Below are 23452 nucleotides of genomic sequence, written 5' to 3'. Positions count from 1 at the left end.
CAGCAGGGTGTTTTTTTTTGCCAAAAAACGAAAAAAATGTTCGTTTATTGTATTTCATCCTTTGCGAATGAGTTTTTTTCAGGTAATCTTATAGACGAAAGAAGGAGGCGGATGTGGTGAAACAATCAAAAATCTCTGTGCGAAATCTTGTTGAATTTATTTTGAAAAGAGGAAGCATTGATAATCGCAAAAAGAGTAACCATACCGCATTAGAAGGTGCAAAAATTCACCGGAAGTTGCAAAAGCAAGGTGGAGATACTTATGAAAAAGAAGTATTTCTTAAGAAAACGGTGGATTTAGACGGTTACCAATTAACGATTGAAGGCAGAGCAGATGGAATTTTTCAAAAAGAAGGTATTTATTATATCGACGAAATCAAGACTTCTGAACCACGCTTTGAAGATTTGGAGAAAGAACAAGTTGAATTGTTCTTTCATCAAGCACGAGTGTATGCTTATATCTATAGTCATGAGCACGACTTGACAGAAATCAATTTACAATTAACTTATTTTCAAACAACGGAAGAAATTATTACTCGGAAAATCGAGCATCAAACGATTGAAGAGTTAGATACTTTTTTTACAAAATTAGTAGCGGACTATCAAGAATGGCTGATTTTTTCTGAGAATTGGCGGACTGTTCGGAATGCGTCGTTGATGGCATTGAAATTTCCTTATGAACAGTACCGAAAAGGACAACGTGAACTTGCAGTTGCGGCTTATAAAACGATCCGGACAAAACAAAAACTTTTTGTCGAAGCGCCCACAGGAACAGGAAAAACGATTTCAACGTTGTTTCCGAGTCTGAAAGCAATTGGCGAAGGTGAAGGAGAACGACTTTTTTATTTAACAGCCAAAACAATCACGCGGCAAGTGGCGGAAGATGCTTTAGTTGCCTTGAAAGATGTTGGAGCACAAGCAAAAAGTGTAACGATTACTGCAAAAGATAAAATTTGTTTTCTAACAGAAACAACGTGTAATCCAGACCAGTGTCCTTATGCCAATGGTTACTATAATCGGATCAATGAAGGTTTATGGGATCTACTGAATCACGAAAATCAGCTGACCAGAGAAGTGATTGAAAAATATGCAAAAAAACATACTCTGTGTCCGTTTGAATTGTCTTTGGATGCAAGTCTTTGGTGCGATGTGATTATTGGTGATTACAATTATTTGTTTGATCCAACTGTTTATTTGCGACGATTTTTTGAAGAAGAAAAAAATGAAGAGAACCTTTTTCTGATTGATGAAGCGCATAATCTGGTGGGGCGTTCAAGAGAAATGTATTCGGCAGAAATCTCTTATGCAAAAACAAAAAAAATAAAAAAAGAGATTCCAAAAGAATACGCAAAGTTACGACGACGTTTTACAAAAGTAGAAAAGGAATTCAAGCAAATTGAACAAGCGTTAGATACCAAAACATATCATCATCAAAAAGCTTCTGCAGATTCATTGGCCAATGCGTTGTATCAAGTCAGTGAACATATCAAAGAATGGCTAGCTGAATATCCAGAGCATCCAGTGCAAGAACAGTTATTATCCTATTATTTTGAGGTGTTGCATTTTTTGAAAATCAGTGAGTTTTATGACGATCATTATGAAACAACAGTTGAGAAGAGTTTGTATGATTTGGTAGTGAAAGAATTTTGTATCGATCCAAGTTATTTTCTTGAGCAGTCATTAGCGAAAGGACGAAGTAGCTTGTTGTTTTCTGCTAGTTTTTCTCCGTTATCTTACTATCAAGAAACATTGGGTGGAAAAGATAGTTTGGCATATCGTTTGCCAAGCCCATTTTCAGAAGAAAATCAGCAAGTGATTGTTGCAAGTTATCTTGAAACCACTTATCGAAAACGAGAAACAAGCTTGCCGGCATTAGTTGAAACGATTGCACATTTCACGCAGGGAAAAACAGGAAACTATTTTGTTTTCTTTCCTTCTTATAGCTATCTAGATCAAGTAGTAACGGTTTTTAAAGAACAGTATCCTGAGGTGGAAGTACTAATTCAAGAAACAAAGATGGATGAGAACGAGCGCGAAACATTTTTATTGAATTTTCAGGAAAATCCTCAGGAAACCTTGATTGCATTTTGTGTATTGGGTGGTATTTTCTCAGAAGGCATTGATTTAAAAGGAACGCGCCTGATTGGTAGTATGATTGTTGGCGTTGGGTTACCTCAAATGAATCACGAACAAGAATTGATTAAAGAATACTATGACGAAAAAGAGCAGTTGGGATTTGCTTACGCGTATCAATTACCAGGGATGAATAAAGTATTGCAAGCTGCTGGTCGAGTGATTCGAGAGATGACCGATCAAGGAATTATTTTATTAGCAGATCGGCGTTTTGCTAGCCCACAGTATAGTCAACTGTTTCCTAAACATTGGCAAAATGCTGCAAAGGTCCAAACTTTAAGCGGGCTTGATGAAACGGTAAACCAATTTTGGCAACGAACGACAAAATAAACATCAAAGAAGGATCTCAGGACAAAACGGCAGTCGTTCTTAACACATTTTTCAATTAAAAAAAGCCTAAAATCAACGTTTTCAAAAACGAATTTTAGGCTTTTTCTTTATTTAGGCTACTTTTGTTCCAGCCTCTTTTTTGTTAGTGAAGAAAATCAATCTTTGCGTTAGTTCATCGAAAGGAAGTGAAGCTAAGCTTCTGTGGCAACTCTTGCAAGTAACTCAAAATATGTGTTTGCAAGGGTTGTTTTTTATTTGTTGACGCTAGGCGCTTTGCGACATGATCTAATACGCGATGTTCCCCAAGCAACTCCTTGAAATAATTCATAACTGACCAAAAATATGAAAAGCAATTTTTGTTAGTTGCTCATTATTTTTTCGGAGTTGACCGCTTGGAGCCACAACCTTTAACGATAGTTAGTAAATTGCAACTCAATCGGCAAATCAAGTTTTCTTAATAAAGAAATTACTTCTTGCAAATCATCACGGCTTTTACCCGTCACACGAATTTGATCTTCTTGAATTTGTGCTTTTACTTTTAACTTGGCATTTTTAATTGCGGTAGTAATTTTCTTAGCATTTTCACGGTCAATTCCACTAACTAAATCAGCATTTTGCTTAGCTTTTCCACCAAGTGCGTGTTCAGAATCAGAAAAATGAATGTTTTTAATTGGAACACCACGCTTAATCAATTTACTTAATAAAACATCTTTGATCTGTTCTAATTTAAAATCGTCATCACCTAAAACAACTAAACGATTTTGCTCTAATTTGATTTCAACAGTTGAACCTTTAAAATCAAAACGATTAGTTAATTCTTTGGTTGTTTGTTGAATGGCATTTTTTACTTCTTCCATATTGACCTCGGAAACGATATCGAAACTAGCATCTTTTGCCATGGATAATCCTCCTTATTGCTACAATTAGTTTTCTTCATTGTAGCATAGTACCGCATTTATAAAGTAGCCTTTGTTAAAATTCTTCTCATTTATCTAACAGGTGTTTTATTTTAATTAAGAAACTGTTATTCTTACATTTGAAATAAGGTGTAGAGGAGAGGTGCTCGTGAGCAAAGTGATGACTGTCTATCAAAAAAATGAAATGCTGAAGAAATTAGTGGTGATTTTGATAACCGGAGTAACAGCAGCTGTTGCTTTGAACTATTTTTTGATCCCAGCAAATGTTTTTTCTGCGGGGATGAATGGGATTGCACAAATCATCGCTTCTTTGTTGTATGAGTGGTTTCATATCCAAGCTGATACCGGAATCTTTATCTTCATACTAAATATTCCTGTGTTTATTTTAGGTTTTTTAAAAGTTGGTAAAGGATCTACGATTTTAAGTTTTATCAATGTTCTCGGTGTGTCGTTGATGACAACCATTATGCCAGTGGGACACGTAACAGATAATATTTTGATGAATGCTTTAGTTGGAGGCGTTTTGCTTGGGGTTGGCGCAGGACTTTCTCTTAAAATGGGGTTTACGACTGGTGGAATGGATATCATTTCTTTAGTTCTATCGCAAACAACGGGGAAGACTGTTGGTAATTATATGTTTATCTTAAATGGTATCATTGTTGTCATTGCTGGCTTCTTTTTCAATTGGGAGAGTGCGTTATATACAATTATTTCAATTTATGCTTTGACACAAGTCGTTGACGCGATTCACACAAGTCACCAGAAAGTAACGGCGATGATTGTAACGGTCAAACCAGACCAAGTAACCGAAGAGTTAATGAAAAATATGGTACGCGGACTCACTTTATTACCATCAGTTGGCGGTTATTCAAAAAAAGATGGCAAAATGATTATGATGGTAATTACACGTTATGAGTTATACGATTTAGATCAAATCGTTCATGAGGTCGATGAAGAGGCCTTTATTAATATTTTGCCAACACAATCTGTTTTTGGTCGTTTTGCAAACGAGCAAGAACAAAAGACGTATCGTTCAACCGGTGTCTTGCCGGAACCTAAAAAGAAACAAAATCGTAAAAAAAGATAAGTAGTTAATAATAACTTTAATATAATAACTTGGTAATTAAAAAAATTCTTAGCTAAACGAGAACATAGCATCACAATTCTCATTTACAAATAATTAAAAAGAGAGTATGATAAACGAAAATCAGATGAAGGAGTGTCGACTATGACAGAAGCAAACCAAGACTGGTCTGCACAAGAAACAGAAGCAATCAAGGAACGAATTCTTTCTGCACTAGAAACGGTTATCGACCCTGAATTGGGAATCGACATCGTGAACCTAGGCTTAATTTATGATATTGAATTCAACCCAGAAGATGGCGACACAGTAATTAAAATGACGTTAACAACGATGGGCTGCCCGCTAGCAGATATCCTAACAGACTCCATTCACGATGCTTTGCGTGAAGTCGAAGAAGTAAAAAAAGTCGAAGTGAAACTTGTTTGGTATCCCGCTTGGACGACCGATAAAATGAGTCGTTACGCACGGATTGCTTTGGGGATTCGTTAAGGATTTGTGTTGATTTAACAGCGTTTCTCACTCATTTAGTATGTAGTCTGAGCCGTTTTTTCGGACTTCGGATACCAGATAAAATGAGGGTATTTTCGATACGGATACCATACCTAATGAGGAAACAATTTCTGAACTCTTTTATTAACTTTTAGAAAAAGTTGGTAAAGGAGTTTTTTGTTTTGCAAAATTTCAGGTTAGAGGAACTATTAGAAGAAATGTTATTCAATGAAAAAGCTAGAGGAATCTCACAAAAGACAATAAAGAAGCATCAGAAGTTTTTGAAACTGTTTTTTGAATTTTTGAAAAAAGAGCAGATATACTTTATTGAAGACGTGACACCAAAAAGCATTCGGCAATTCATGTTGATGAAATTAGAAGAGGGATGTGCTGAAACATATGTGAATAGCCATCTAAGAAGCATCAGAGCGTATTTTAAGTATTGCGTAGATGAAGATTATATCCGATACGATAGAAACCCCTGTATGCGTGTTAAGTGGGTAAAAGAGCGTAAGGTAATTATTCAGACATTTAATGATATGGAAATCAAAGAGATGTTGAAAGTAGCAAAGAAGTTAACTTTTTTCAAACCTCAGAAAATGGATAAGCAACACACTGGCTATCAAACAAAATTCACGAATCAAAGAGATTATTTGCTCTTACTAATTCTTGTAGATACAGGACTTAGGATTAATGAGGTAATGAACTTAAAAGATTTTCACATCACTAATAAAGAGTTATTCGTTGAAAATGGGAAAGGGAAAAAAGATAGGATTGTTCATTGCTCACCGTTGATTTACAAAGAATATATAAAATACAAGCGAGTAGCAAATTCCTTTTTTGAATATAATGAAATAAAGAATATAAACGATTATGTATTTTTGACAAGAGAGGGCAAACAATACAACTATATTTTAGCTGAACGAGCAATCATAAAAATTGGGAGTCAATGCAAGATTAGAAAATCTATTCGGATAAGTCCACACAGTTTTCGGCATTATTTTGCCCAAAAATTAGTTCGGAATGGAACTGATATTTATAGAATTCAGAAACTACTAGGACATGCTTCAATAAAAACGACTGAGGTGTATTTAAGAAGTTTAAATATTGAAGATGAAATCAGTGAAACGGTAAATTTTTCACCATTGCAAACATTATAGAAGTCCAATTTTTAATAAAACTTGGTATACTAAATTTATAGAATTTGAAAGGTGATTTAAAGAATGAAAAATAATTGGATTAAGTTTTATGGCGAAAATGATTTATCAACTGGATTAGATTTAAGTAATGTAGAAACTTTTATCAATGACTTTATTTTAAACCCTATAATCAATACTCTTAATGAAGCAATTGAGATATATAATGTGTTAAAGTTTTTGGATTTGAATTATTTTAAGGAAATGTCATCAGAAAAAATTTCTGAATGTAGAAAAAGTTCTCATCGACTATTAAACGAATATTTCGGTAAAGGAGAATTGTCAGAATACATAACAGAATATAGTGATTTACACTTTCAATATCAATCAGATTTTTGGGATATATTTGTTAGGTTCAAGGTAATAAAGAGGACAGAATATGTTGACTTCGAGAAAATTATTGATGAATATAAAATACCTATTCACTTATTATTAGAATATCAAAAAATATGTGAAAAGTATAAATTGTTTTTTAAGAAGAAACTATTGTCAAATCCTGTTTACTTTGAGTTTTTTCTTGATAAGTATGATTCTCCTAATATTAAAAACATTTATTTACCAGATAACTTATCTGATGAAGAAATAAATGACTGGGCTAGAAGATATTGTGAACTTGATGAAGCGAATATTAACTACTTAGAGCGAATTTCATATTGGAGCTTACATCATGAATATAAACTTGATTCAAGAATAATTTCAAAAGCAAGAAAGAAAAAAATAGAACAAACTGAAAAGACGATGTCCTTAAAAAATGGAGTATCTTGGAAAATGGCAGTAGGTCTTAAAGAAGGCTTAAAAACAGACTTTGAATTTGTGCAAGAAAGTTCTAGAGATTTGCAATTTTTGTTATCTAAAGATTGGATTGATGAGGAACATGATTACCCTACAATTTTGAATAATTTTATTTATTTTTTTGGTTTTTTTAACCATTTCTTTCAATTTTCTATGATTGATTCACCATATGAACATGGCGGTTTGTTAGAGATATTTCAAACTAAATCAAATTATGCGTATAATCAAACACTCATATCTGAATACCAAAACAATTTTTATAAGCTTTCTTTATTAGCATACTTTGATTATTTAACTTTCTTAAAAATTGATTTGGAAGAAGTTTTCGCTTTTTACTACAATGAACATTTAAAATCTGAGTATGGTTTTCCTGATTTTTTCTTTAATGCAAGTTCGAAAAGCTATACTTATTATGAAAGATGTAAACTGTTAATTCCAGAACTGGATAGTTTATTAAAACAATTTGATTTTGTTCAGAGATATGGTGAAATTGATTCTGATGTTTTCGAATTGGATTCAAAAATTACTAACTATCAGGAAATTAAATCATTGAGTGAAAAAAAATTTGTCTACTTTGATTCAAAAGAAAAGCTAAATTTTTGTAAATTAATCTTTAACAGCCAATCGAATTTATCATTCCCAGAAAAGAAAAAAGGTAGAAAGAATTTTTATGAGTATGTTCAATATGGAATTTCGATTAATGACTTCTATGAGTATCAGAAGAAAGTGATAGATTCTCTTATAAAGGATAAAGTTTTGTATATTAATTTGGCTAACCAAATAAGATTTACAAATCCTACAAGTATAAGTTTTTATTATTTGTTGTGGGAGAAAGGTTATTTATCTACTCTATACCTATCAGAATCAGATTTAAAAGTTATTGAGGAAGAAAATGTGAAAGGAAATGTTAAATATAGTAATACTTTATTTTCTAAACAAGAGAGTGATTATATTTCATATATAATGGATAATAAAAAATTTAGCAATGCATTGGCAATTCGAAACAAGATTACTCATGGTAGCTATGGAAAAAAACAAGACAGTGATTATAAGAGTTATTATTTGGAACTGCTTATGATTCTGATAATATTTACTGTTAGAATAAATGAAGAATTGGACTGTTACAAGAGTAATTAATCTTAGAATTATAGAATGACATTAGAAATTTATAAGTTGTATTTTAAATGGTCTTCAAATTTGCCTTCTTATATTGATGATGCTATAAAGGTCCTTGAAAGGGATACTTTTGTAATTTCTATCCATCACAAATCCTATTCTATCAATGGCTAGGATTGTGATTTAGTAAAGATGGATAGATTTATATTATGAGAGATAGAAAGTATCCATAAATCATTTATCATGGAGGGAGGAAAATGGTACAAAAAATTATTAATGTAAAACCGATTAAGGATAAAGAAGTCTTGAACCAGTTTGCTTCAGAATTACTAAAAAATAAACATGGACAAAGAGATTATACGATATTTGTCTTTGGAATTTTTACAGGACTGCGTATTTCAGATATTCTTAATCTGAAAGTTAGTGATGTGAAAGGAAAGTTAAAAACTGATATTGTAGAGCAAAAAACTGGGAAGAAACGAACACTGAATCTAATGCAATTAACGAATCAAATCATTAAATACCTAGATGAAGAGCATGATGGAGAAAGCGAGTGGTTATTTCCAAGTCCAAGAGATTCAAACAAACCTTTATCGACACACCAATATTATAAAATCATGCAAAAAACAGCTGAAATGCTCGATTTAGATTATATTGGAACCCATAGCTTGCGAAAAACATTTGGATATAGTTATTATAAAAAAACAAAGGATTTATCGAGCCTAATGAAGATTTTGAATCATAGTTCTCAAAGTGTAACTCTTCGATACATAGGAATTGAAGAAGAAGAACTTCAATCTAGTTTAGATAATTTTAATCCACTTCAATAATAAATATAGAAGCACAATCAACTAAGACTGTGCTTCTTTTTTTGCATTCTTTTTACCTATCGTATTGTATTGTTTTCTATTTTTACTACTTTTTACATATAGGGTTTCTAAGGTTTTATATTTTTCTTCATCATTTGAAAAATTAATTTGTTTAGAAGATTTAAAATAATTAGATAAGTAAAAAATGAATTCAAATAAACTATCAACTTTATACAAAATCCATTGGCGTTGTTCATTTTTACTATAGAAAAAGAAGCAATCTTTACTTTGAATATAGAGTAAGATATCATCTCTTATAAATGTGGTGTTGTTCTTCACTCGATACCTACTAAAATCTTCCAATCTCTTTTTGATAGCAGGTAATTGTTGCATAGTAGGAATTGCAATAACATCTAAAGCATCTAAAGAATACGTATGAATTGGTAGATTCTTATCATAAATACTAGAAAAGTGAATAGGCACTTCAACATGATGATGATTTATAAATTTCGAGAACAACTCTTTGTTTTCATTAGATAAGCATTGATTAAACAATTGAAAAGCTTGGGGCTTTTGACTAAAATTTTTATGGTTGTATATTTTTTTGACTGCACTATGAAAAGAAGCAACTATTTGTTTTTTCTGATTCGTAGTGATTGATACGCTACTTGTTCTGAAGCCCAATGTTAACATTTTTTGTAAGGCATCAGCTTGCAAATCTAGTTGATTTAAATTGTCTAAATCAAACTTTTTAGCGAAATAGAAGTGTTTAGATAGCTTCCTTTTAGAAATCCACTTATGCTTTTCAAGTGTTTTTAAACGAGCTTCTAGGCTAGTTCTGTTGCATTGTAGTAAGTTTTGTAGTGTGGATTCATAAATTCCATCAGATGCGATAATTAGTTGTAGTAATTCATCATTATCTATTGCTCTTTTGTTGACAATATATTTTTTCAAATTCACTCCCTCCAATAATTTTTTACATATTTTTTTCAATAATTTTCATTCTCAAAAGTATCCATTTTTATATAGCCCTAATAGGTTGAAATACTCCAATTTTATGTCCCCTAGACGATGGGTAATCTCTTGTTTAAATTTCAGTCCAATTTTCAGATAGCTGCTGTTTTGAAAAATTCACGGAGGTTTCCATTCAAAATTTCTAAAATTTCATCAAAAATGACTGAGTTTTAAAAAAGTTCGCATGAAAGTTCTCAAAAAGTTCTCGTTTACAATATTAAAAAAGTACCTTATGTAGGGTTGCTGTAGGGGGTATGTAGGGTATAAAAATTTACAATGTAGGGATAATGTAAGGATAGAAAATCAAGAGAAAAAATCGAGAAATTTCTCTTAAGTATCCATCTCGTAATTATCCATTTTCAATTTACTCCATATCTAAATTATAGCATCCTAAAAACAAGGATGGAAATTTGAATGTTGTGTATAAAATTTGTAGACAAATAAACTTCCATCTAAAGATAATAGATGGAAGTTTATTTTCAGGCATTATTTCCGTTGTAAAAAACACCGTTTGCTAACTTAATTGCATTTGTATCGATTCCTTCTCCACCAAATAAGATATCTCCAATTTCTAAATTACCTTTGTCTACAGTAGTTATTTTACTGTTCATAAAAGCATACCGATTAATAAGTCTGGTATGGGAAACATCTAAGTGACCACTAAAATTTGATTTGCTAAAAGCACTATATCCAATATCTTTTAATGAATCAGGTAGAGAAAGATTGCCAGTAAATGTAGCTTTGCTAAATGCAGAAGAACCAATGAATTCTAGTCTATCTGATAAGACAATTGTACCAGTAAAAGAAGAGTCGTAAAAAGCTCCTGAACCAATTGATTGCAAATAGTAAGGTAATCTAATTTCTCCATCAAATTTTGCACCTTTAAAAGGAGCAGATTTATCAATTTGGTTTCCAGTCAATTTGCCCTTGCCTATACTTATAATTTTTCTTCTATTTATACTATCAGGTATAGTTAAGCTTCCAGTCATTAGTGTGCTACCTGAACCATAGTTACTATCTGTCGTAGATGATGAAGTAATAACGAGTGTTCCATCAGATTGTTTGTCAGCTCTAATCCAAATTTCCGTTTCGTTTTTACTTGGATTTGCTTCACGTATTTTTGCATAGATAAATTGTTCGTCTTCTCGTTCAGCTTCAACATCAGTAGGGCAGTAATTTTTTAAAGAACAGAGACCTTGTTCCAAGCCATCAGTAAAAATTCCACCTAAACTTGGTTTTAGAGTATCTCTAAAGAGTAGATAGCTAATGAATATAAATATACCGAAAATAATGATTGCAACGACTACAAATAGTCCTTGATTTGTTCCATTTGTCATGATAAATGACCTCCTTTCTATATATATTTGTTATTTAAAATTATACCAAGAAATAGTCTTTTTACAAATTTATAGCAGATAATATTTTTCTTGTATTGTTGATAAATCAACGATTATCGCTATGTTTTTAAGGGGATAATAGAAAAGTAAAGGGTGATTGATTTACTCGACAATTATTTATTTGGATGTAATAATATAACTATACCTTGATGAACACCGTTTGAAGTCACCTCCATATATTTGATTAAATTTCACCTTCCCTGACTTCATTGATAAGTCGGGGTATTTTTATATCACAAAATATATGATTAGACTATAAAGAGAAAGGAGCGTAATCGGAATGAAAAATAAGACTATTGGTTATATTCGTACTAGTAAAAATACACAAGATTTGGGGTTAGAAGTCCAACGAAAAGCGTTGGAAAAGTTTGAACCTGATGAATTATTTTCTGAACAGATTAGTGGGAGAAAAGAACATCGAACAGAACTTGTTAAAGCATTGGAACAATTAAAAAAAGGAGATACGTTACTTATTTATAATTTAGCAAGATTAAGTAGGTCATCTAGACAATTAGTAAATCTGATGTCTGAACTGAATGAGAAAGAGATATATCTGAAAAGTATTCAAGAATCCATTGATACCCGAACAGCAAGTGGACGACTATTCTTCACTGTTTTAGCTGGAATAGCAGAATTTGAAGCAGAAAGTATTAGTTTACGAACAAAAGAAGCATTGGCTAACTCGGATAAACGACTAGGTAGACCGCCGATTAAGAAAAGTAAATGCAAAAAAATTATTATTTTGTATCAAGAAAATCAGTTATCGCTAAAAGAAATCGCCAAAAAATGTGGTGTATCTGAGAAAACGGTTTACAATATTGCTAAACGAGAAGGATTATCTCGAAAATGAGACTTGATATTTCAATGGACAAACGGTAAGATTTAGTAGTATAAGTTGTTTATTGACCGGCAATAAATCAACGTTTTTTACCGATACCAAATGAAAAAATAATTTACATAAAAAAGACGATTGTATCAACATTTCAGAAGTTGATTCGATGGTCTTATTTTTGTGCTGAAAAAACGTTGAATTTTTACATCAAACAATAGTTAGAAAGGATTGAAATAATGGCGTTAAAGGGTGGAAGAATTTTTTTAAAACGGATTGAAGTCCCTAACATTGTGATTAGTTTATTTAAAAAAAATAATGGAAGAGGTGAATAAAATGAAAAAATGGGTAGCGATAACAACTATTGGCTTGTTATCACTTGGTGTATTAAGTGCTTGTGGGAAAGAACAAAATAATAAGGCTAGTGAAGCGGAAATCCAATCGTCAACGCTTGAATTAACAGCACATACTGAAGAAAAAGAATCAATTATTCAATCAAAAACAGCTACAGATTATGATAGCATTTACGTTCAAAATGGTTTAGTTATTGCACAAACTGGGGATAATAGTTCATATAATTGGACGGTTTATGATACATTATTAAATGAAAAAAATTCTATTTTAAATGCTGATATGAAACGAGATGAATTAGCACATTCCTTAAAAACAGGGTATTCTAAAAAAGTGAATGGAACAGCAGTAATAGAACAGGATGTTCATGAAGATGAAGTGTATTCCACTTATTTAGATGGAAATGCTGAATTGGCAAAGACTAGTTTAGGAGAACGAACAGTTGATAATCCTATTTCTCTTAATACATTAACTTCTGGGAAACATGAAATTATTCCTTATCGTGATTGGTCAGGAGTTACAATTAATTATTTAGCAAATGATTATAGAGAAAAAAGATTTTCAACAGCACATGGTAGTATGTCAGGCGATATAAATAAAAATGGCTATTTCACACTTCTTGACCAAATGAATGATAGCAAGACAGTTAATGATACTTCTGTTCAGATTTATGATGCAAAATTAACTGATATTGGTGATAACCGTAGTGGTGAAAAAGATATAGCCACTAAAACAATCAATACAGTCAAATTAGATACAGCAACAAATATAAACGATAAAAACCGCCTATTTATCAGGCAGTATACAACTGGTTTAGTTGATGACCCTGCGATTTGGACGTTTTATGACTTGAATTCTGGTACGAGTTACAATTATCCATCAAATATAGAAATTGTTAAATTTGTTGACTATGGCATTGATAAACCAATTGGTGATGGTGAGTTTTTTGGAGATATTGGTGAAGCAGAAAACTATATTTTTGAAGATTTGAACGAAAAAGTAACACCTGATGGCTCGACCCCATCTAGTATTGATTTTACACCAAGAAAAAAAGGGATTATTTCATCCGATGGAACAGTAATAAAAGAACCGTTTGCCTTTGAAATTAAGAAACCGAACATCAATGGAATTGCTCCTTATAAACTAGAAAAAGAGGACAAGTATGGACTAATAAACGTAAATACTGGTGAAATTATCAAAGAACCATTTGCCCATACTATTCAACAATATAACGACAGTGGATTATCAGCGATGACAGTATCTGAAGATGGGAAATATAGTATTATTGATGAGCGAGGGAATGTATTAGAAGAAACAGAATATATTTATATATCCCCCCTAACGAATGACAATCTAGCCAGTTATCGAGAAAAGGCAAATGAAAGTTTAGGCGTGTTGAAAGTCAATGGATAAATTAGTTCAGAAAAAATATGTTCAACATAGGATAAAGCGAACTTTTGTCAATGCAAATGTGACGATACCTAAAATTGTGATAAATAAATTGTCAAATGAACTTTATGTTGAATTTGAAAAATTATCAGAGCTTGACCAAGAGCAAGTAATATTTTCTGATGATTTAGTTGTAGAATTGTGGAATAAGCATATGGGTAAAATGAATACAGAATTGTTAGAAGAGATATGAGTAAAATCATGTCTCTTTTTTATTAGAAATTTTTTCCAAAATATTGTCAAAAACCACTTAAAAAACGACCCCTTTAAAACCTTGATTTTGTAGGGGTTTTTATATTGTTGACAAAATTAATAGATTGTTGTTATATCAAGTTTTTAAAGAGTTATTTTTGAAAAAACACTTTAAATTGAACGTGAAAAAAATTTTATGGGGAATTATCCACTACATGTTCAATTTAAGGTGTTTTTTTGTATATAGAAATGAGAAGAAGTAAATAAAACGTTGATAAACAAAGGATTTTAATAAATTTTATTACTTCTAAAATAATTTAGATAAAAGAATAGTTTTTTATATAAAAATAAACGATAGATTTTCTTTACTTCAGTTTTAAATGATGGTATGGTCCATCCGTGATTAATAAATTAATTTTATACGGAGGAATATTATTTGGAAAAAGAAATAGCTAAAAATGAAAATTTAGAGCAGGTACAAGAAAAAATAAAAGAATGGTTGATGGTGTTAGATAAAGTTTATTATGTAAAAATGACAATGGTTGCGAAAGCAATAGGCATTCATGCCCAAAATCTACATAATTTTAGAAAAAACAAAAGAGGATTGAGTGAAGAAAAGACGTTTTTGTTGGAAAAGTATCTGGTGCTAAAATATGGAAAATTATTGGATTTAGGGGAGATAGACTATGCGATTTTATTTAAGTAGTATTAAAAATACTGAAAAACCTAAAACTATTCTTGTTAAAGCCATTTCAGCAACTATTTTAGAAGAATTAGTGGATATTTCTATGGAAGAATTCGCTGAAGAGTTAACAAAGCATGGAAAAACAGCAGTGTTAGCAGAATTGACAGAACCTAAATTATCTAAACAAACAGCAATTATCGGACAAGAATTAGTTATGCTTGATTTTGATAATAAAGATATGAATAATATCTATACGATTGAAGATTTAGAAGCAGATGAATTTATGTTAGACAATGCCTGCTTTATCTATCGAACATTTAGTGATGAAAATTCAGAAGTCGATAAATTTAGAGTGGTTTTTCAGTTAGATAAATTGGTGACTGAGAACCAAGAGATAGAACAGATTTATCAAGCTTTATTTAAAAAATATCCGCAAGCAGACAGCAGTGTTGGGCAAACCAGTAGACTATTTTTTGGGAGTAATAGTGGTTATGAAGTAATTGATTGGGAGAATAAATTAGATACTACAAAATTAGTAGAGGTAAGAAATACAGATATTTCTAAAGCGGTCAAAGCTATAAGCGGTGAAATGATTGATGATTCCATACCAAATTATGAATTATTAAAAATAGGTAGATATGATATTGTTGCAGAAAAACTAGGGAATAATTTTTCTGGTGAATTTTCCGACCCAATAGTTGCAGGAAACTTTTTCAAAACTATAGATATGGTAGAATTATTGGAACTTCCAGATACTAATCCATTTTTAGATATTTTCCATGAAGAAACAAATCCTAGTGCAAGTGTCTACCTAAATGAAGAATACGATATTTATTTATATAAATGTTTCAGTGAACAATCTCGTTTCCAAGGAGATATTATAAGAGTTATAAGAAAGTTACTAAATATAAAATCGTATACAAAAGTTATTGAAGTTCTAGTAACGATTACAAATAGTGAAATAAATTGGAAGAGCGAAATTGGAGAAGCAAGATATAATGCAATGGAACTACAAAAAGCATTGAAACGTAATACTTTAAGGTTGAACTATCCTGATTTAAATAAATATTTGTATAATTACAGACAAGAAATAGATTTACTTTTAGACTTAATTTTTGATTATACGTATATGGATAAAGAAACTAGGGAAGTGAAATACATGAATTTCATTTCTTTAAAAACGTATGCTAAGTTAGTAAAAGAAAATTTGGCGTATAAAATATCTGAAGGTAAAATGTGGAATATTTTAAATGTGGTGACCGTTACAGAACTGATTCGTAAAGCAGAATCAAAATCCATACCTTTAGACCTGAAGGAAAAGTTGATTTTAAATCAACAAGAGAATTCTGGGCAAATAAGAACAAGTAATGTATATTACCCAGTGGTAGATATTGAAAACTCTCAAATATTAGCTAAGGAGATGGCACAAAATAATGTGACGATTTCAGGATTAGGCTATAACTTGGTTTATAGATTGTTTGGAGAGGAAAAAGCAAATCAAGACTTTCCACAAGCATATAAACCCTTGGAAGACAGAGGTTTAGTGAGCATGAGCAAAAGAGATAGAAATTTAACTAAGGCTAGTGTGGCATTAGAAAAATCAGCTGTAAAAATTCTTATGACCCAGATTGAAGAACAAGGGTATATGTATGAATCAGATTTAATATCTAAACTTGCTAGAGTGAGAAAAACAAAGAAGAGTATTACTCAAAATAACTTTCAGAAAATTAGAGCTGATATTTATAATAATTATGGAATTAAAAGAGAACGATTAACGAAGGAATTACATTATGAATTGGGTATGAAAGAGAATTATTCACCTAAAGTTGTTCTTTATAAATAGTAAGTGATTAAACAGGTAGAATTATATACCTGTTTTTTCTATGATTTATATATCTATTGTCAGATATATCTTTATTGTAAATAGGTTTTAGTGTAAATAATAGTGTGAATATGTATAGAAAGTTCCCATAAATACTGTCTTTTTTCAACCAATTCATTTTACAATAATATAATTAATATATTCTAACTCTATTAGTGTAAAACGAATTGGTTTGAAAACGTCAATAAAATTAAGGGTTTTTCGTGGGTATTTTCAAAAGATTTGTTCCATTTTTTCATACTACCTCTATTATTATAAAACGTTTAGGTTCATAAAAGTCAATTAAACTAGGGGGAAACTATCTGTTTTCACACATATAAATACGCAAAAACTTATTTACACTTGATAATAGTGTGATGTAAATAGCTGTGAAACGTTGATATATCAGTGTTTGTATTTTTGAGTTCAAGCAAGATTACATCTTTCTTACTTAATAGATGTGCTTGTGTTTAGTAAAATAGCTAAAATTTGCTCTCTATCAGTGATTATTTATTTTTATATATAACGAAATTTTATGTTTATCTCTTTTTAATTCACTAAACAAAAGTACTTGGAAAATCTATATGAACCTCTATCTAACAAGGATATACATAATAGTATATAAAATGAAGTAATGAAGTTTCTAGACAATAAAATAACTCGTGATGTGGTTTAAACAGCCTGTGTTATCTCTAAATAGCATTGGGGGTTATTTTCGATAAATTATACGTAAAACTTTAAAACGTCTTAAAACGCAAAATAAGCAGCATAGAATCGATTGTAGAAATCTATAAAATATTTTTGAACTTTCAAATGCTAAAATGACTCTGTGGATATTATCTTAAATCATAGTCTGATGGAAAGATAAAAATTTTATTTGTACCAGTTTTATAATTTAAAAAAAATATATGTAAACATTGATATATAAACGTTTAAGTATGGTTTAGGGAAATCTTCGATACAAAAAACATCTCTCTGATGGAAGTTAGTGGATAATTCCCCACAATTATTTCTTCGTTTCATTTGAGAGGTGTTTTTTGAAAAATAGATATAAAAATCGTTGATGTTATAGTAATTTGTGATTTCTGTCAACAAGTAGAAAACCCTTGATTTTGTTTGGGTTTTAAAGGGTCATTTTTTAAGTGTGATTTGGCGATAAATTATAGTAAAATAAATTATTTTTTTATCTTAAAGTCGAAGAAAAAATAATATATGGTACAATGGCAATAAAATATTTATCCTTCGGAAGGAGTTCTTATGAAGAATAGTCCTTTTACGATTCAAACTTATTTTCCAAGTGGTGACACTAGAAGTATTCAAATCAGTCATATTCCAACCAGAACAGTTCAATCTATCCTGATTCCTCGTGATGAAATAAAAAAAGCAATATCATTTCGAGAAGAATTAAATTATAATGGATTATATTTTTTATTTGAAGAAGAAGAAGGATATCTTCAAGCAAATGGGGAGAGTAGTGTCTATATAGGAGAAAGTGAAGATATATCTGAACGTTTAAACAATCATTTGAAGAATAAGGAAAATTGGTCAGTAGCTATCATTTTTACAACAAACAGTGAAGCAAACCAATTAAATAAAGCAGATATAAAATACTTGGAAAATTATTGTTATCAAAAAGCGTTAGAGTCAGAAAGATATAAATTGCCTCAAAATATTCCTAAACAATCATATGTTTCAGAAGCAAGAAAAGCTGATTTAGAAGATATTTTCCATTCGATTTCCACATTATTAACATTTTCAGGATATCCATTATTTATTCCCGTTGTCTCTAGTAGCAATTTATCTGAGCAAGAAGAAGTGTTTTATTTAAATGCTCGTGGTTCAGACGCTAAGGCAATATATTCTAAAGATGGAATGACTGTTTTAAAGGGTTCACAAATAACACCATTAGAACCGAATAAAGGATTTAGGAGACAAAACTTATTAAATCAATTGATTTTATCTGGGATTATTGATGAAAATGGTAAATTTCTAAAAGATTATACATTTACTGCTCCATCTACTGGGGCGGATATTATAGGGAAAGGGTCGTATAATGGTTGGAAAGTATGGAAGAATAATCTAGGGAAAACACTTGATGAAGTAGTAGAGAGATAGATTTTCTCGGGCAGTATTAATCTGAATTTACTGTACTAAAGTCCTAATTATAGGGCTTTTTTATTTTTTCATGACTTATAGTACGCTGCTTGATATAATGAAATAGACAAAAATAAATTTAGGAGCTGAAAAATGGATACTCGATTAATGCAACAAATTAAAGATATTTTAAAAGAGTTCCCGCAATATTGGAACGGTGAAGAGCTACAAAGACCAATCGTTATTGATGATTTGAAAAATTATGATGCACTTTTAATTTCAGCATTATTGAAAAATCAAAAGATTAGAGAAAACTATTCGGCAAAAGCTGGAGATGTTGTTATTTTTAAAGTGCAAGAATTTATTGATATTTTACGATACAAAGACTATTGGGCAGATAGCTATACTAAATATTCAAATACGATTGGACTATCAAGTGAGGGGAAATATCTTCAATATAATACAGATGTGGTGTTAGATTTTCCATACAAAGACTGCATTTTAGAAGGTGGTATGACCAAAGAAGATACTGGGAAAGAAGAAGTTTTTTATAATGAAGTCATTGCAAGAGATGAAATAGATACCCTTTTAGCACCGAAGGCATTTGTAAATGTAAAAAAACATGATGCTGAAGGAGAACATACAGTTGATTCTTTTGGTAATGAAGATAATTTAATTATTAAAGGTAATAATTTACTAGCATTACATTCTTTGAAGGAAAGATATGCAGGAAAAGTGAAACAAATTATTATTGACCCACCATATTATTTTTCTAAAGAAAAGGGGAGTGATTCATTTAATTACAATTCCAATTTCAAGTTATCTACTTGGTTAACATTTATGAAAAATAGGTTAGGAATAGCTTCAACACTAATGAGTGACGATGGAATGGCATTTATTATTACTGGTGAAGAAGGATATGCGTACTTAAAAATAATCTGTGATGAAATATTTGGATTAAACAAATATGTAGGTACAATTTCATGGAGAAAATCAGATAATCAAGCAAATATTGGAGAATTTGCAAAAGTAACTGATTACATTCTAATATATAAGAAAGGAAATGGAACGCTATCAAAATTACCTTTAACAGAAAAAGCAAAAAAAGAATATCGGTATTCTGATGATAAGGGAAAATTTAGAAGAGCAATTTTACTCCATAAAACAAGAGGGAGACACATTTATGATTTAGAAACTCCCAGTGGAAAAGTATTAAAGGGACCTTGGATGAAGTCAAAAGCGGATATATTGGATGCTGATAAAAGAGGTGAGATTTATTGGACAAAAGGCGGTGATGAACAACCTTATGGTAAAATATACTTGCATAACTCGAAAGGGCAAATAGCAAATGATTTTTGGGATACTAGTTTTGGAAGTAATCAAAGAGGCTCTGAAGAAATGATGCAATTATTTAATGGGAGAAAATTCGATTTTCCTAAACCAGAATTATTAATAAAAAATCTTATTTCATTAGGTTCAAATGAAAATGATATAGTTTTAGACTTTTTTATGGGTTCAGCAACTACTCAAGCTGTTGCTATGAAAATGAATAGAAGGTTTATTGGTATTGAACAGATGGATTATATCAATACGGTTTCTGTTCCAAGGCTTCAAAAAGTAATTGAAGGCGAACAAGGCGGAATTTCTAAAGATGTAAATTGGCAAGGTGGAGATTCATTTATTTATGCTGAATTGATGCAATTAAATCAATTATATATGAATAAAATTGACCAAGCATCAACTAAAGAAGAATTAGCTGAATTATGGGATGAATTAGATAACAATGCTGATTTAAATTTCCAATTAGATAAAGAAAAATTAACTAATGAATTGTTAAAAGAACGTGATGAAGAAGAAGGCTCTATTACTTTTAATGACTTAACTTTTGATGAACAAAAAGAAATTTTCAAGAAAGCATTAGACAAAAATCAATTATATGTTTCTTATTCTGAAATTGAAGATAAGAATGTTATCATTTCTGATAATGACCGAGCCTTTAATCATAATTTTTACAACAATGAGGAGGGATAGTTATGGTAAAAGAACGGCTATATGAGTGGTTAGATAGAGAAATGAGAACCATTACTTATGCTATGAATCCTCATGAAATTCCTGAATATATAAAAGCAAATTTAAAAGATGAACTTCGTCATTATCAAGAAGAAGCTTTCAGGCGTTTTCAGTTTATGCAAGATGATAATTTTCTTGCAGGTATTAGTAATGCAGGATTTCAAAGAAAACATTTGCTTTTTAATATGGCAACAGGCTCAGGGAAAACGATGGTCATGGCTAGTTTGATGTTGTATTTATATAAAGAATTCAATTATCAGAACTTTATTTTCCTTGTAAATACTGATGCGATTATAAAGAAAACGCAAGAAAATATGTTAAATACACAATCAAATAAGTATTTGTTTAATTCTAATGGTATTTTTATTGATGGCGAGCAAATTATCATTCAAGCAGTGGACAATTTTCCAGCTGTTAAAGATAAAAATACTATTTATTTAAAATTGACAACGATTCAAAAAATTCATGGAGAATTAATTAAACCTAGAGAGAATGGTATCTCTTTAGAAAGTTTGGAAGAGGAAGATATTATCATTTTAGGTGATGAAGCTCATCATTTTAATGCTTCCACTAAAGATGAGAAAAAGAAGAAAGAGTCATGGGAAAAAACTATTGTTGATAAAATGTTATATTTGAGAAGTAGTAATAAGCTTTTAGAGTTTTCCGCGACTATTAACATGGATGATAAAAACATTTTTCAAAAATATAGCGATAAAATTCTTTACAAATATGATTTGCGAGAATTCATGATAGATGGTTATTCTAAAAATGTAATGAGACTACAATCCTCAAATAATGATGATGAGAAAATGAAGGATGCTCTTTTATTAAGCCAATATAGGAAATTAATAGCTAGAGAGAATGGTATTTCTTATTTCAAACCTATCATTATGTTTAAGTCTAATACTATCAAGATTTCTAAACAGAAAAGATTAGATTTTAATGATATCGTGGATAATTTATCTGTGGAAAGTTTATCTAAGTATATTAGTCAGAGAAAAACAACAGTATCATCGAATTCCACACTTTATAAAGTCTTTTCTTATTTTTTAGAACAGGATTTAGATAGTGTTATTCGAGAAATTCAAGAGGATTTTGAAGAAAGAACTATCTTAGATGCAAATGAAAAGAACATGTTGAGTGTAGATAATGCAGTATCATTAAATAGTTTAGAAAACATTAATAATCCCATTAGAGTTGTTTTTGCTGTTGCTAAATTAAATGAAGGTTGGGATGTTTTAAATCTGTATGATATTGTTAGAATTTCTGAAGGAGCAGGAGTAACTAGAACTGCTACAGATAGTGAAGCACAATTGGTTGGTAGAGGAGCAAGATATTTTCCTTTTGAATATGAAGGAGAAAAAAGCTTTAAAAGAAGATTTGATAATCAAAATACTGATTTAAGAATATTGGAAACATTACATTACCACACAATTAATGAAAAAGGCTATTTAGCTAATCTTAAAAAATCAATGGATGCTGTTAATTTGATTAGTTCTAGTGATGAAACAGTAGAGATATTTGAAACGAAATTAAAAAATTCTTTTAAAAATACGAAGGTTTATAAGCAAGGAAACTTATTTATAAATGAAAGTAGAGCAACGACTTCTGAAGACTATAGTTCACTTGATAAATTTACAATTCCCAAAGAATGGGAAACCGAATATATAGGTTCAACAGTTGAAACAGATTATCAAGGGAACATAAATGATGATACCGGTATTCAAAGAGAGTCAGAATTTTTACATGTAGATAAACGTTTCTTTAGAAAAGCTTTACAGAGAAACCCATTTTTCCGTTTTTCTAATTTGAAAAATTATTTACCTTTGCTTGAATCAAAAGAAGAATTAATCAATAGTTCGAAGTATTTTAATGGCGTTTCTATAAAAGTGTCTTTACCTAAGGGACAGCATATTGTTGACTTATCAGCTACAGAAAAATTAGAAATTATTGATAAGTTTTTGATGTATTGCGAAGAGAAAATTCGCAAAAATTATAAAAAAGAGATTGGTTTGAAAGTATTTAAACCAGTTCCTATTAGAGATGTTTTGAAGGATTATGAAATAGTCTCCCCTAAATTCCAAACTGGCCCAGTTACGCAACATATTCTTCCACATTCGATGAAAGGAAAAGATTGGTTTGTGTATACTCATGCTATTGTAAATGGGACAGAAAAGAAATTAGTTGATTTGATAGGAACTTTTGTTCAAACGTTGGAAAATAAATATGAAAAAGTATATCTTATTCGTAACGATGAAAAAGGAATTCGTTTGAAACTGACAGAATTTAATGGGCCCCGAGGGTTTATGCCTGATTTTATTCTGTATCTTGAAAATGAAACCTTTAATTATCAAGTTTATATTGAGCCGAAAGGACAACATTTAGAATCTAATGACGCTTGGAAACAAGAGATGCTATATGAAATAAACGGTTCAGATATCGAGGTGATTGGCGAAAATGAAGAAGTTCGTTTGATTGGATTGAAATTCTATAATGAAGATAACGAACGAGAATTTATCAATGAATTATCAGAGAAAGTAAATGATGGTAATTCTTTAGATAATAAGGTGGGCTTATTTACTGAAGATATATAACAAATTGTTTCAAATATTAAATGAATTGCATGAACAATGAACAGAGGAAAA

The 23452-nt window shown here is 30.6% G+C and carries 17 protein-coding genes; 14 read left to right on the top strand and 3 right to left on the bottom strand.

What is annotated here, in order from left to right; translation table 11 throughout:
* Positions 1-113 precede the first annotated feature (113 nt).
* On the top strand, positions 114-2462 hold the full coding sequence (locus tag IGJ93_RS07730) for a helicase C-terminal domain-containing protein (protein WP_430596910.1): 2349 nt from the start codon (positions 114-116) through the stop codon (positions 2460-2462).
* A gap of 407 nt (positions 2463-2869) precedes the next feature.
* Here IGJ93_RS07730 and IGJ93_RS07725 read toward each other — a convergent pair whose 3' ends face one another.
* Positions 2870-3361 carry a YajQ family cyclic di-GMP-binding protein gene (locus IGJ93_RS07725; protein WP_071869212.1) on the bottom strand — a complete coding sequence of 164 codons (492 nt, stop codon included), beginning with the start codon at positions 3359-3361 and terminating at the stop codon, positions 2870-2872.
* A 178-nt stretch (positions 3362-3539) separates the two neighbouring features.
* Here IGJ93_RS07725 and IGJ93_RS07720 point away from each other — a divergent pair, with 178 nt between their 5' ends.
* The 5 genes from IGJ93_RS07720 (at position 3540) to IGJ93_RS07700 (ending at position 8886) form a co-directional block, all read left to right on the top strand.
* Positions 3540-4466 (top strand): YitT family protein, encoded by a 927-nt coding sequence (locus IGJ93_RS07720; protein WP_071869218.1) that lies wholly within the window; start codon positions 3540-3542, stop codon positions 4464-4466.
* A 141-nt stretch (positions 4467-4607) separates the two neighbouring features.
* Positions 4608-4952, top strand: a complete 345-nt coding sequence (locus IGJ93_RS07715; RefSeq protein WP_067481306.1) for a metal-sulfur cluster assembly factor — start codon at positions 4608-4610, stop codon at positions 4950-4952.
* A gap of 182 nt (positions 4953-5134) precedes the next feature.
* Positions 5135-6112 (top strand): tyrosine-type recombinase/integrase, encoded by a 978-nt coding sequence (locus IGJ93_RS07710; RefSeq protein WP_096081489.1) that lies wholly within the window; start codon positions 5135-5137, stop codon positions 6110-6112.
* Between the two features lie 63 nt (positions 6113-6175).
* Entirely contained in the window at positions 6176-8077 is a 1902-nt protein-coding gene (locus tag IGJ93_RS07705) for a hypothetical protein (RefSeq protein ID WP_430596909.1), read from the top strand.
* Between the two features lie 236 nt (positions 8078-8313).
* Positions 8314-8886, top strand: a complete 573-nt coding sequence (locus IGJ93_RS07700; protein WP_430596908.1) for a site-specific integrase — start codon at positions 8314-8316, stop codon at positions 8884-8886.
* A 21-nt stretch (positions 8887-8907) separates the two neighbouring features.
* Here the strand turns inward: IGJ93_RS07700 and IGJ93_RS07695 are convergent, their stop codons facing one another.
* Positions 8908-9819 (bottom strand): hypothetical protein, encoded by a 912-nt coding sequence (locus IGJ93_RS07695; protein WP_430596907.1) that lies wholly within the window; start codon positions 9817-9819, stop codon positions 8908-8910.
* Positions 9820-10358: 539 nt separating this feature from the next.
* On the bottom strand, positions 10359-10868 hold the full coding sequence (locus IGJ93_RS07690; RefSeq protein WP_430597049.1) for a leucine-rich repeat protein: 510 nt from the start codon (positions 10866-10868) through the stop codon (positions 10359-10361).
* Positions 10869-11556: 688 nt separating this feature from the next.
* On the opposite strand from IGJ93_RS07690, the gene IGJ93_RS07685 reads away from it, so the two are divergent.
* The 8 genes from IGJ93_RS07685 (at position 11557) to IGJ93_RS07650 (ending at position 23401) form a co-directional block, all read left to right on the top strand.
* On the top strand, positions 11557-12126 hold the full coding sequence (locus tag IGJ93_RS07685) for a recombinase family protein (RefSeq protein WP_430596906.1): 570 nt from the start codon (positions 11557-11559) through the stop codon (positions 12124-12126).
* A 315-nt stretch (positions 12127-12441) separates the two neighbouring features.
* Positions 12442-13869, top strand: a complete 1428-nt coding sequence (locus tag IGJ93_RS07680) for a hypothetical protein (protein WP_430596905.1) — start codon at positions 12442-12444, stop codon at positions 13867-13869.
* A complete protein-coding gene (locus tag IGJ93_RS07675; protein WP_430596904.1) occupies positions 13862-14098 on the top strand; it encodes a hypothetical protein in 237 nt (78 codons plus the stop codon). Before IGJ93_RS07680 ends, IGJ93_RS07675 begins: the two co-directional genes overlap by 8 nt.
* Before the next feature lie 435 nt (positions 14099-14533).
* Positions 14534-14803, top strand: coding sequence for a hypothetical protein (locus IGJ93_RS07670; RefSeq protein WP_430596903.1), 270 nt, complete (start codon positions 14534-14536; stop codon positions 14801-14803).
* A complete protein-coding gene (locus IGJ93_RS07665; protein WP_430596902.1) occupies positions 14784-16625 on the top strand; it encodes a hypothetical protein in 1842 nt (613 codons plus the stop codon). The genes IGJ93_RS07670 and IGJ93_RS07665 overlap by 20 nt, the downstream gene beginning before the upstream one ends.
* 1275 nt (positions 16626-17900) lie before the next feature.
* Positions 17901-18758 (top strand): GIY-YIG nuclease family protein, encoded by an 858-nt coding sequence (locus tag IGJ93_RS07660; RefSeq protein WP_430596901.1) that lies wholly within the window; start codon positions 17901-17903, stop codon positions 18756-18758.
* A 132-nt stretch (positions 18759-18890) separates the two neighbouring features.
* Positions 18891-20768 (top strand): DNA methyltransferase, encoded by a 1878-nt coding sequence (locus IGJ93_RS07655; RefSeq protein ID WP_430596900.1) that lies wholly within the window; start codon positions 18891-18893, stop codon positions 20766-20768.
* 2 nt (positions 20769-20770) lie between these two features.
* The gene (locus IGJ93_RS07650) at positions 20771-23401 is read left to right on the top strand and encodes a DEAD/DEAH box helicase family protein (protein ID WP_430596899.1); all 2631 of its coding nucleotides are present in this window, start codon (positions 20771-20773) and stop codon (positions 23399-23401) included.
* The last annotated feature ends 51 nt before the right edge of the window (positions 23402-23452 follow it).

The sequence above is a fragment of the Enterococcus sp. DIV0174 genome, assembly GCF_050529065.1.
Classification (GTDB): domain Bacteria; phylum Bacillota; class Bacilli; order Lactobacillales; family Enterococcaceae; genus Enterococcus_B; species Enterococcus_B thailandicus.
The sequence above is the reverse complement of the archived record's forward strand: the minus strand, read 5'-3'. Positions and strand labels throughout refer to the sequence as shown.